General features: G+C 55.1%; 1 protein-coding gene. It reads left to right on the top strand.

The window, feature by feature from the left end:
• Nucleotides 1–181: 181 nt before the first annotated feature.
• Nucleotides 182–301, top strand: a 120-nt coding sequence (locus AC0IYH_RS30755) for a LysR family transcriptional regulator (RefSeq protein ID WP_471837953.1), incomplete at its 3' end; no start/stop codon positions are given.

Below are 301 nucleotides of genomic sequence, written 5' to 3'. Positions count from 1 at the left end.
CTCCAGGCCACCACCAGCCCCGCTTCGAGCAGCAGCAGGGGAATGGTTTTGTGCCAGATGCGCATCGCGTGTTGGCCAGGCATGACAATCCAGGGGATGAAGGGTGTATGCACAGGCTAAGGAATGCGGATAATCTAATAAATCAAAATGTATTGAATCAGTGATTCGGTTTTGGTGAAGTATGAATGGCGTTCTCGATATCGAGCTGGTGCGTACCTTCCATGCGGTAGCGCGCAGCGGTAGGTTCAAGGCCGCAGCCGAGCAGCTGCACAAGAGCCCGGCGGCGATCAGCGTGCATATC

The sequence above is a fragment of the Pseudomonas sp. AC463 genome (assembly GCF_979253585.1).
The sequence above is the reverse complement of the archived record's forward strand: the minus strand, read 5'-3'. Positions and strand labels throughout refer to the sequence as shown.